Origin of the sequence: Mesorhizobium sp. M0800, from assembly GCF_040320095.1 — a bacterium.
Taxonomy (GTDB): domain Bacteria; phylum Pseudomonadota; class Alphaproteobacteria; order Rhizobiales; family Rhizobiaceae; genus Mesorhizobium.
The window spans coordinates 101714-113455 of record NZ_JAMYOZ010000020.1 but is presented as its reverse complement, the minus strand read 5'-3'; the positions used below and the strand labels follow the sequence as shown (position 1 = coordinate 113455).

The following is an 11742-nucleotide window of genomic DNA, read 5'->3' as shown; positions in this document are numbered from 1 at the left end:
TTGGCGCCACATCGGCCACCTCGTTGAAACGATCGAGGCAACCGAATGCAACAACTACTTCGCAAACGCCGGCTACGCTTCCATCAAAACGTGAAAGGCTCTAAACGGCAGCAACGGGTGTGGAGGGTAACCTTCTGCCAGCCGTCGCCGAGGCGTTTTTGTTTTCAGGTTTCAAAATCGACTTTGCCTATTCAGCTCTGCGATCGGACCTGCTTGACGGCAGCCTCGAGCGACCGTTCAAACGCGTCGATCACCTGGTCGACCTGCGGCTCGGTGATGATCAGCGGCGGGCAGAAGGCCAGCGCGTCGCCCATATTGCGCGAGATGACGCCGTTCTGCTGCATGAAGCCGTTGACGAGCCCGCCCAGTTCACCGGCCTTCCCCCACGGCGTCTTGTTTGCCTTGTCGCCGACCAGCTCGACCGCCGCGACCAGGCCGATGCCGCGCACCTCGCCGACAAGCGGGTGCGAAGCGAGCGTGCGCAGCCGCTTCTGCAAATGCGAGCCGACCGCACGCGCATTGCCGACAAGGTCGCGCTCCTCGATCAGCTTCAGGTTCTCGAGCGCGACCGCTGCCGCAACGGGATGGCCGCCGCCGGTGAAACCGTGGCCGAAGGTGCCGATACGGTTGCTTTCGTCGGCGATCGGCTCGAATACCTTGTCATTGATCAGCAGGGCTGAGATCGGCAGGTAGGACGAAGAGATCTGTTTCGACAACACCATGATGTCGGGCCTGATGCCGAAGGTCTGCGAGCCGAACATCTCACCTGTTCGGCCAAAGCCGCAGATCACCTCGTCGGCGATGAGCAGGATGTCGTATCTCGATAGCACCGCCTGTATCTTCTCCCAGTAGCCGGCCGGCGGAACGATGACGCCGCCGGCGCCCATGATCGGTTCGCCGAAAAAGGCGGCGATGGTTTCCGGTCCTTCGGCGAGGATCAGCTTTTCCAGCTCGTCGGCGAGCCGCGTCGAAAACAGCTCTTCGCTTTCACCCGGCAGCGCCTCGCGCCAATGGTGCGGCGTCGAGGTATGCAGCACATTGGCGATCGGCAGATCGAACGAAGTGTGGTTGTTGGGCAGTCCGGTCAGGCTTGCCGAGGCGATGGTGACGCCGTGATAGCCCTTCTTGCGGCTGATGATCTTCTTGCGCGCCGGCTGGCCGAGCGCATTCGACCGGTACCAGATCATCTTCATGGCCGAATCGTTGGCCTCGGAGCCGGAATTGGTGAAATACGCCTTGCTCATCGGCACCGGCGCCATCTGCACCAGTCTCTCGGCGAGATCGATCAGCGGCGAATGCGATTTGGAGCCGAAATCGTGATAGTAAGGCAGCTTCGACATTTGCCGTACTGCCGCATCGACCAGCCGCTTCTCCGAAAAACCGACCGCGACGCTCCAAAGCCCGGCCATCGCCTCGATATAACGGTTGCCGGCGAGGTCCTCGACATAGATGCCGTCGCCCTTCTCGATAATGAGCGGCCCCGATTCCTGATGCTTGCGCGCATTCGTATAGCCATGCATGTGAAAGCTTATGTCGCGGGCTTCGGGAGAATTCGGTCGTGCGTCCATGATGCCTCCTGTGCTGCACGCGGAAACAGTCCTGCCGCCGGTCCGGCTCGGCAGGTCCCCGTGCATTATGCCGTTTGATGCATCTTTCTCGAACGGTATAGTGTCAAGCGCTTTCGACAGGGCCAGCGGATGGATGGACGCATGCAGAACTTCGGCTTGACCTGACCGTGGACCATGTCGACTGCATTGTCGCCGGCGCCGGCGTTGTTGGCCTGGCGATCGCGCGAGAGATGGCGCAGCGCGGCATCGATACGCTGGTCCTGGAAGCCGAGAGCGCTATCGGCACCGGGACAAGTTCGCGCAATTCCGAGGTCATCCATGCCGGCCTCCACTATCCGGTTGGATCGCTGAAAGCCCGGTTCTGCGTGGCCGGCCGGGGAAGACTCTATCGCTATTGCGAGGAGCGGGCGATCCCGCACGCGCGCTGCGGCAAGCTCATCGTTGCCACAAATGCCGAACAGGAGCCGGTGCTCGCCTCAATCCGGGCCAATGCACGCGCTTGCGGCGCCGGCGACCTGTTGCGCTTGAGCGAAGCCGAGGCGCATACGCTGGAGCCCAGCCTTAAGTGCACGGCGGCGCTGCTGTCGCCCGCCACCGGGATCATCGACAGCCATGCCCTGATGCTCGCCCTGTTGGGCGACGCCGAGGAGCACGGGGCGGCACTTAGTCTCAACACGCGCATCGCCTCCGGCCGCATCGAAGCAGGCCGCGTCGTGCTCGAGACGGTGGACGCTGCCGGCGGCGAGCGCTTCGAGATCGCCACTCCGCGTTTCGTCAATGCCGCCGGGCTTGGCGCCGCAGCACTTGCCGGTTCGCTTGAAGGGCTCAATCAGCAATTCGTGCCAAAGCTCCATTATGCCAAGGGCAATTATTTTTCGGTGGCCGGCCGGGCGCCGTTCTCGCGATTGGTCTATCCGGTGCCCGAACCCGGCGGGCTCGGTGTTCATCTGACACTCGACCTTGATGGCGTCGCCCGCTTCGGGCCGGACGTCGAATGGACCGATCAACTCGACTATCGCGTCGACCCGGCTCGTGGCGAGCGCTTCTACAGCGAGATCCGCAAATACTGGCCGGACCTGGCCGATGGCAGCCTGCAACCCGCTTATAGCGGCATCCGGCCAAAACTGTCCGGTCCCGGTGAGGCCAATGCCGACTTCGTCGTCCAGGACGTGGCGGTGCACGGCGTGGATAGCCTGGTCAACCTGTTCGGCATCGAAAGCCCCGGCCTGACCTCCTGCCTGACGATTGCCGACCATGTCGCGCAGTGCCTCGCGCCGAAGTTGTAGCGTGCGGCGCCCCGCGCCGCGATCTGCACTGTATCAAGGCGCATTGCGTGAACTTTCAGACGCAAGTCCCCTATGAGGCACATCGCGCACTTGCAGCCCGCTCCGCGCTCTGATTCCCTGCATTCTGGGGCTGTCCTGATTCGCACTGCCCGGTTCAGAGTTTTCGCAGTGCGCCCGGGACAAGCTTCCAGCGACCACTCGGCGTATCCAGGGAGAACGGCAATGAACACCGCGACGAGGCCGGTAATCTCGGAGATGAGGCCCAAGATCACCGTCGTCGGGGTCGGCGGCGGCGGCGGCAACGCCGTCAACAACATGATCGCCGAAGGCCTGCAGGGCGCGGAATTCATCGTCGCCAACACCGATGCCCAGGCCCTTGCCATGTCGAAGGCAACGAGGCTGATCCAGTTGGGCGCTCATATCACCGAAGGTCTCGGCGCCGGGTCCCTGCCCGAGGTCGGCCGTGCTGCGGCCGTGGAATCCATCGACGAGATCATGGATCACCTTGCTGGAACGCACATGTGCTTCGTGACCGCCGGCATGGGAGGCGGAACCGGCACTGGTGCCGCGCCTGTGATAGCGCAGGCAGCGCGGGCAGCCGGAATACTGACCGTTGCCGTCGTCACCAAGCCATTCGTCTTCGAAGGCAGGCGCCGCATGTACGCTGCCGATGAGGGCATCGAGCGCCTGCGCGAAAGCGCCGATACCGTCATCGTCATTCCCAACCAGAACCTGTTCAGGATCGCCGACGCCAGAACCACGTTCGCCGACGCCTTCGCCATGGCCGACCGGGTCCTCTATGCGGGTGTCGGCTGCATCACCGATCTGATCGTCAAGGAAGGCCTGATCAATCTCGACTTCGCCGATGTGAAGTCGGTGATGCGCGACATGGGCCGCGCCATGATGGGAACCGGCGAAGCCGCCGGAGAAGGCCGCGCCAAGAAGGCAGCGGAAGCGGCAATCGCCAACCCGCTGCTCGACGAAGCTTCGATGATGGGCGCCAAGGGCGTCCTTGTCTCGATATCGGGCGGCATGGACATGACGCTGTTCGAGGTCGACGAAGCCGCTACCCGCATCCGCGAGGAGGTCGACAACGATGCCGACATCATCGTCGGCGCCATCTTCGACAAGGCACTCGCCGGAAAATTCAGGGTATCGGTCGTGGCGACCGGCTTGCGGCGTGGCCTGGAGATTCCACTGCTTGCCGAACCGGAAGTTCGCATGAACTGAACAGCGTTATCGCGTGCGGTTCGCTCAGCTGATTGCCAGCCTCGCGTCACCACGGCCGCGCGCCGTCGATGACTTCCATAGCGCGTGCAGCAAAACGGCCGGCCAGCGGTGCCACGTCGGCCGCATCGGCCGCAACCGCGCTGCCGGCCAGCACGCGGTCGGCGATGCCGACGAAGATCACGGCAAAGCGGAACATGGCAAACACCAGATGGAACCGCTGGAGCGGCGCCGTCGGCACGGCGTGGGCGAAGTAATGATCGAGGAATTCGCGCTGTGTCGGAATCCCGAGGGCTGCCTGATCAAGGCCGAGGATGCCGCCATATTCGTCCGATGAGGAATGCCAGGGCATCGAGCAGAAGCCGAGATCAGCAAGCGGATGGCCGAGGGTCGATAACTCCCAGTCGAGTATGCCGATCACCTCGGGCCGCTCGGGATGGAAGATGAGATTGCCGAGACGGAAATCGCCATGCGCGATCGAAACGTGGCCGTCATCTGGCGGAAGATGTCGCGGCAGCCATTCGGCGACGGCTTCGAGCGCGGCAATGCGCTCGCTCGGCGATTCCCGCAACTGTCTGGTCCAGCGCGCGATCTGTCGCTCAAAATAGTTCCCGGGACGGCCATAGTCGCCGAGCCCAACCTCTTCCGGCCGGACTGCGTGCAGCTTTGCCAGCGCCTCGGCCATGCCGAAATAGATGCCGCGCCGCTCGTCCGGCGCCAGTCCCGGCAACGAGCCATCATGGAACACGCGGCCGTCGAGCCGCTGCATCAGATAGAACGGCGTGCCGAGCGGCTCGTCGCCGTCGTGATAGAGCACCGGCCGCGGCACCGGCACCTTTGTCGATGCTAGCGCCTCGATCACCCGGTACTCGCGATCGACCGCATGAGCGCCGCGCAGGATCGGTCCCGGAGGTTTCTTGCGCAGAACCATGCGGCGGCCGCCATAGTCGACGAAATAGGTCGGGTTGGATTGGCCGCCGACAATCCGCTCAAGCGACATTTGGCCATCGCCAAAATGCGCTCTCAGAAAATCCTCCAGGCGTACTGGATCGAAATCCATCCTCATTGCCGGCTCAGCGGTTCCCGCCGCGACCTGTTTCGTCTTGTCTGCCGGCTTCGACATGCCAGCGCCAGAAGCCCGCACCTTCCTCGTTGAGAAAGCGGTTGAGCACCATCTTGTGGACCTCGTCGGCGCCGTCGACCAGGCGAGCCTGGCGGGCGTAGCGGTAGATCCATTCGAGTACAGTGTCTTTCGAATAGCCGCGGGCGCCGTTGATCTGGATCGCCACGTCGGCGGCGTCATGCAGCACATTGGCGACCTGGATCTTGGCCATGGAGACCTCCTTGCGGGCAAAGCCGCCGCGATCGAGCTCCCAGGCCGCCTTCATCACCAGCAGCCGCCCGATCTCGATGCGCATGGCAAGGTCGCCGAGCATCAGCTGGATACTCTCGCGGTCGGCCAAAAGCTGCCCGAAACCGCTACGCTCGGCGGCATAGGCGCGCGCGATTTCGATGCAGCGCTTGGCAAGACCGAGCCAGCGCATGCAATGGGTGAGCCGCGCCGGACCGAGCCGGACCTGGGTAACCCGGAGGCCGCTGCCTTCGCCGGCAAGCACGTCCTCGACCGGGACTTCCAGGCCGTCGAACTCCAGCTCGCAATGGCCGCCATGTTCTTCCGGTCCCATGATCTCGATGCGCCGCACGATCCGCCAGCCCGGCTGGTCCTTGTGGAACAGCAAGGCCGAAAGGCCGTGACGCGGATCGTCCGAAGTGCGCGCTATGAGAATGAAGTGGCTCGCCTCTTGCGCGCCGGTGATGAACCATTTGCGGCCTTTGACGACGTATCTGTCGCCGCGCCGTTCGGCTCTGGTCATGATCATCGACGGGTCGGAGCCGCCGCCCGGATGCGGTTCCGTCATTGCGAAAGCCGAACGCACCTTGCCCTCGACCATCGGCTTCAGCCATCTTTGCTTCTGCTCCGGCGTTCCCAACCGTTCCAGCATCATCATATTGCCATCGTCGGGGGCCGCGGAATTGAACACGACCGGACCGAAGATCGAGCGGTTCATCTCTTCATAGCAGACGGCCATATCCACCTTGGAAAGGCCGGCCCCGCCGGTCTCGGGTTTGAGCTGCAGGCACCACAGGCCGGCTGCTTTCGCCTTGCCGCGCAGCGTTTCAAGCAGCGGCAGCGCAATATTGCCATGGCCGTCATAACAAGCCTTGTCAGCCTCGAGCGGCAGGATTTCGCGCTCGACGAAATCGGCGATCCGGCTGCGGAAGGCCTCGGTTCGGACGGAAATGTCGAAATTCATGGCGCTCACAAGGATGAAACGAGATGCCGCCATCGGCTCCGATGGTCGCGCCGGTAGTGTAACTGCCGTCGTTGAATGGGAGCAACAGCAGTTCGCCGGCCGTTCCTTGCGCACGTCAATGCGCCGGTTCGATATGGATCGATGCCGGCGTGCTGCCGATAGCGGTCGAATTCCAGGATCAAAGAGTACTCAGGTTTCGTATGGCTAACGTCCGCGACAATGCTCAGATCAATTCGAGGACAGCGCAGCCATAGCCGTCCAGCGTCAACACTCCGGAGACAGGTCCTTCGCTATCGAGCAGGTTGCTGCCGAAGGGAACGCCGGTTACCGCAACGGGCGTGTCTTTGATGTTTTGCACGAACAGCAGCCGGCGTTCGTCATTCTCGCGCATCGTGACCTCGACGCCGTCCGGCAGATCCGGAACCAGAGGCTCCACATTCGCATCCACGAAAGTGCGCGTAGCGAGTTGAGCTGTCAGCTCCGGGGTTAGATAAGTGCCGACATAGAGCACACGGCCCTTGCCGACGGCGCGGGAGGTAATTGCAGGCGTTCCTGCCGCGTAGCGGTTCGACCAAACCCCTACAATTTCGACTTCCGGTTCGACTGCGAGGTTCTCATAGAAATAACCGGCATCGAACTCGTGGTTTCCGACGGTGAAACGACGGATACGGCGGCTGGATTCGGCCGGTCTGTCGGGAGGAATGACGAGCCCGCCGGAGCGCGACATGGTATTGAATAGGCCATTGGCCCCAGGTGCCGCCAGCCGCCCGAAATCCTCGACGCGAACGCCGGTCAGCTTCGACAGCGACTGGCCCGGCGCTGTCTCGCGGATGACGTGGTTGTTTTCGTCGCGGGTTCCCGTGCGCGCGCCGATGATGACGGTACCGCCATTTTCGGCAAAGACTTGCAGCCGCTCGGTCCAGCTGTCCTTCCAGATCACCCAATGCGGCACGTAGAACACCTTGAGCTTCGACAGATCGTCTTCCGGGTGGATGAAGCCGCAGGCGATGCCGCGGTCATAGCAATACTGATGCAGCAAGGTTGCATCATCCTGCGGACTTGGCAGGCCGATGGGGAAGGTCTTGTGGGCTTCCTGATTGTCGAAGTCCGAGCCGGCGATGCCGACATCCATCCGCACATGGGTGCCTAGGATCTTGTCTTTAAGCGCCGTCATCTCGGTGGCGAACTGCCTGGCTTCGTCATAGCGGCGGCGAGCGACATCATCGTGATCGATGATGCCCATCCAGTATATCTCCGCGCCGAAATGTGCGGGACGCCAGCGGAAGAACATGATCCCATCGGCGCCACGCGCAACCGACGACATCGCCATGCGTCGCATTTCGCCCGGCTCCGGCGTCAGCGTGCAGAAGCCCGGCTGGGCGCCAAAACCCGACTGTTGTTCCGGCACTATGTAGTTGCCGGAAAATCCCCTGCAGATGTCGAGATGCAGCGCCTGGATCTTGGCCTGGTTGCCTAGGCGAAAGAACTCGTCATAGAGGAACGGATAGATGTCGTAGCCGACGAAGTCGAGATCGGTGGAGAATTGGCCGCGAAAGTCGATGTCACGCAATCCGCCGAGATTGTGGAAAATGAACCAACTGGCATTCGCTTTTCTCAGGATCTCGACCTGGTCGTGCTGGAACCGTGCTGTCGAAAAGGCGAGAAAACGGTGGTAGTCCTGGAGGTGACCGGGACCGGGAAAGGACGGGGAAAAATCCAGCGGGAAGACAATTTCGCTGAAATCGCCGTAAGCCGTCGCCCAGAAATCGCCACCCCAGGCGAAGTTCAGCCTGTCTATCGTCTTGTAGGTTTCCTGGAGATAAGCCTGGAATTCCTTCAATGCCGACGGCGAATAGGATTCCGGCATGCTGGTGTTGAGTTCGTTGTCGGTCTGCCAGCCTATGACATTTGCATTGTCGCGGTAGTGGTCCGCCATCGCGTTGGTGATCCTGCGGCTATAGTCGCGAAACACCGGGCTGCTGGTGTCGGCATACTGGCGCGAGCCGTGGCTCATCGACCGGCCATTTCCATCAAGCCGCAGGATTTCCGGATGCTTTGTGGTCAGCCAGCGCGGCGGGGTGGCGGTCGGCGTGCACAGGATCGTGTTGACGCCGTAACGCGCGAGGCCCTCGATTGCCCGGTCGAACAGGTCGAAATCGAAGGTGCCTTCACGCGGTTCGAAAATGTGCCAGGCGAATTCGCCGAGGCGGGCGACGTTGAAGCCAGCCTCGGCCATGCGCCGGGCGTCATTGTCCCAGTAACTCTCGTCCACATGTTCGGGGTAGTGCGGCGCGCCGACCAGAAAGCGGTCGGTCTGGATCGTGCGCCAGACCGACAGGGCGCGGCCTTTTGAAGTCTTGTTCACGAAGGATACTCCTGAAGATCAGTCGGTGATGGTGGATTTGCGGGCACTGATTGTCCGCTCATCGACAGAGGAAAAGAGATAGACGTCACGCGGCTCGACCTTGAAGCCGACGGTCGCATCGGCAGCGACGGCACTCGCATGGCCGATCTGGACGGTGACGTTGCCGCTGCCGCTTTCGGAACTGACGCATTGCAGCGGGCCGGCGTCGGCATAGAGGATGGTCTCGCGGCCGAGATGCTCGACCAGCCGCACCCGTGCGGCAAAACTCGCTGTCCCTTCCGCGGCCAAGCTGATGCTCTCCGGCCGAATCCCCATCGTCACCCTATCGCCGACCTGTACGGATGCCGCTTCCGTCAGTTCGACAGTCAAAGGAGAAAGACCGGCGGTCGACAGCGTGGCGGCGCCGCCGGAGACAGCGGCGACGGTCACTTCGAAAAAATTCATCCGGGGTGCGCCGAGGAAGCCCGCGACGAAGAGATTGGCCGGATTGCGGTAGAGTTCGAGCGGAGCGCCCACCTGCTCGACCGAGCCGCGATTGAGCACGACGATACGGCTCGCCATTGTCATCGCCTCGGTCTGGTCGTGCGTGACATAGACCATGGTGGCGCCGAGCCTGGCGTGCAGATCGGAAAGCTCGACGCGCATCTGCGTGCGCAGCGCTGCGTCAAGGTTGGATAGCGGTTCGTCGAACAGGAACACGTCGGGCGAGCGGGTTATGGCACGGCCGATCGCCACACGCTGACGCTGGCCGCCGGAAAGCTGTTTCGGCCGCTTGTCGAGCTGGTCAGTAATGCGAAGGATCTTGGCGGCTCGCAGCACGGCGGCATCGATCTCGGCCTTGGGGCGATGCGCCATGCGCAGGCCGAAACCCATGTTCTCGGCGACCGTCATATGCGGGTAAAGCGCATAGGACTGGAAGACCATGGCAATGCCGCGCTCACCCGGCTCGGTGGTGGTGACATCACGGCCGTTGATGAGAATTTCACCGGTCGAGACGGTTTCAAGCCCGGCGATGATCTTCAACAGCGTTGACTTGCCACAGCCGGACGGCCCGACGGTGACAATGAACTCGCCCTGTTCGACGCTGAGATCGATGCCGCGCAGCGCGTGGTAGCTGCCATAATTCTTTTGTATCTGCCGGAGTTCAAGACTGGTCATGGAGCCCTGCTTGCGAAATGAGTTTCGGATCGGGTGGGCGACGCCTTGAAGCCATGGTCGCTCATCCCTTGACCGCTCCCATGGTGAGGCCGGTGATGAAGTGCTTCTGCATTAGGAAGAACATGGCAACCGGCGGCAAAGCCACGACGATGGTGCCAGCCGAGATCAGGTTCCAGGCCGAGACCCATTCGCCGCGCAGGTTGGCCAGGCCGGCGGTTACCGGTTTGACGGTATCGCTGATGGTGAGCACGACCGCCCAGAAATAATCGTTCCAGATGAAGGTGAAGAGCAGGATCGCCAGCGCCGCAAGAGCGGGCCGCACCAGCGGCACCACGACATGTACCAATGTCTGAAACGGTGTCGCGCCCTCGGCCCTGGCGGCCTGAAACAGTTCTCCCGGCAAGGCGGCGACGAAGTTGCGCATGAACAGCGTTGCAAACCCTGTCTGGAAGGCGATGTGGAAGATGATCAGGGCCGACATCGTGTCGTAGAGGTTGAGCCGCACCATGAGATCGCGCACCGGGATCATCATGATCTGGTGCGGCAGGAAATTTCCGCCGACGAACAGGGCGAAGACGAGCATGTTGCCGCGAAACCGGTAGCGGGCGAGCACGAAACCGGCGAGCGTGCTCAAGATGAGAACGCCGATCACCGAGGGGATGGTGATCGTCAGGCTGTTGAGGAAGTAGCGGGCCATCGGCGTCTGGGTGAAGACCGCCGTGTAGTTTCCGACCAGGCCGAATTGGGTCGGCCAGCCCCACAGATTGCCGCCCATGACATCCTGCGTAGAGCGGAACGAGGTAAGAATGATGGCAAAGAGCGGCGCCAGCCAGACAATCAGGATGCCGACCACCAGCACGACATAGAGGCCACGCTGCCAAATAGCAGTTTCGGGAATCGGGCGGGGAAACATCAGCCGCCTCTTTCATCGGCGCGGATCATCCGCGTCAGGTACCAGGCGATGAAGACCGCCATGATCACGAACAGCACCGAGGCAATGGCCGCGCCATAGCCGAAGCGGTAGGAAAATATGGACTGCTCGAACATCTGATAGGCAAGCACCTCGGACGAACCGAAGGGGCCGCCGCTGGTCATCACCGAGACCATGTCGAAGGAACGCAGTGCGCCGACGACGGTGACGGCGATGGCGATAAAGGTGACCTGCGTCAGCTGCGGCAACACGATGTGGCGCAGCATGTTCCAGCCCCTGGCGCCGTCGACCCGCCCGGCGCCGATCAGGTCCTCGCTGAGATTGTTGAGGCCGGCGAGATAGAGCACCATGCAGAAGGCGATCTGCGGCCACAACGCTGCAATCACGACGGCGAAGGTGACGAAGTTTTCATCCGACAGCACTGCCGGGGCGGTCGCGCCGAAGGTGCGGAAGATCAGGGCGAGAAGTCCGAATTCCGGCGTATAGACCCAGGTGAAGACAACGCCGACGGCAACCGAAGCCAGCACCAGCGGAATGAAGAACAGCGATTTGAGCAGGCGCATGCCGCGGATTTTCTGGTTGACGAGCAGCGCGATGGCGAGGCCGAGCGGCGGCGCCAGCATGAACATCACCAACCAGATCAGATTGTTCTTCAGCGAAACATAGAACTGCGGGTCGGCGAACAGTTCGCGGTAGTTGCCGAGGCCGATCCAGACCATCGGGCTGAAGCCGTCCCATTCGTGCAGGCTGATCCATAGGCTCTCGACCGCAGAGGCCAGAATGACGACGGAAAACAGCACAGCGGCGGGCAGAATCAGAAGTGTCGGTGTCAGCCACCAGCGATGGCGGCGCCAAAGCTTCGTCATTTTGGGAGACCTCATTCACGGAAAGC

Annotated in this window: 9 protein-coding genes; 2 read left to right on the top strand and 7 right to left on the bottom strand. The window is 62.1% G+C overall.

The genetic code is table 11. The annotated features are described in order from the left end of the window. Positions 1-191: 191 nt before the first annotated feature. On the bottom strand, positions 192-1568 hold the full coding sequence (locus tag NKI18_RS22060) for an aspartate aminotransferase family protein (RefSeq protein ID WP_352622240.1): 1377 nt from the start codon (positions 1566-1568) through the stop codon (positions 192-194). Positions 1569-1735: 167 nt separating this feature from the next. Here NKI18_RS22060 and NKI18_RS22055 point away from each other — a divergent pair, with 167 nt between their 5' ends. Then, positions 1736-2854, top strand: a complete 1119-nt coding sequence (locus NKI18_RS22055) for an NAD(P)/FAD-dependent oxidoreductase (RefSeq protein WP_353020454.1) — start codon at positions 1736-1738, stop codon at positions 2852-2854. A 222-nt stretch (positions 2855-3076) separates the two neighbouring features. Next, positions 3077-4084, top strand: coding sequence for a cell division protein FtsZ (gene ftsZ, locus NKI18_RS22050; RefSeq protein WP_023677189.1), 1008 nt, complete (start codon positions 3077-3079; stop codon positions 4082-4084). Positions 4085-4130: 46 nt separating this feature from the next. On the opposite strand, the gene NKI18_RS22045 is transcribed toward ftsZ, so the two are convergent. The 6 genes from NKI18_RS22045 to NKI18_RS22020 form a co-directional block, all read right to left on the bottom strand. Then, positions 4131-5147, bottom strand: coding sequence for a phosphotransferase family protein (locus NKI18_RS22045; protein ID WP_352622246.1), 1017 nt, complete (start codon positions 5145-5147; stop codon positions 4131-4133). Positions 5148-5154: 7 nt separating this feature from the next. Continuing rightward, the gene (locus tag NKI18_RS22040) at positions 5155-6396 is read right to left on the bottom strand and encodes an acyl-CoA dehydrogenase family protein (RefSeq protein ID WP_352622244.1); all 1242 of its coding nucleotides are present in this window, start codon (positions 6394-6396) and stop codon (positions 5155-5157) included. Between the two features lie 223 nt (positions 6397-6619). Beyond that, a complete protein-coding gene (locus tag NKI18_RS22035) occupies positions 6620-8761 on the bottom strand; it encodes a beta-galactosidase (RefSeq protein ID WP_352622236.1) in 2142 nt (713 codons plus the stop codon). Positions 8762-8779: 18 nt separating this feature from the next. Continuing rightward, positions 8780-9919 carry an ABC transporter ATP-binding protein gene (locus NKI18_RS22030; RefSeq protein ID WP_352622234.1) on the bottom strand — a complete coding sequence of 380 codons (1140 nt, stop codon included), beginning with the start codon at positions 9917-9919 and terminating at the stop codon, positions 8780-8782. A 61-nt stretch (positions 9920-9980) separates the two neighbouring features. Then, entirely contained in the window at positions 9981-10832 is an 852-nt protein-coding gene (locus tag NKI18_RS22025) for a carbohydrate ABC transporter permease (protein ID WP_352622232.1), read from the bottom strand. Beyond that, a complete protein-coding gene (locus tag NKI18_RS22020; protein WP_023677182.1) occupies positions 10832-11716 on the bottom strand; it encodes a carbohydrate ABC transporter permease in 885 nt (294 codons plus the stop codon). The genes NKI18_RS22025 and NKI18_RS22020 overlap by 1 nt, the downstream gene beginning before the upstream one ends. Positions 11717-11742: the final 26 nt, after the last annotated feature.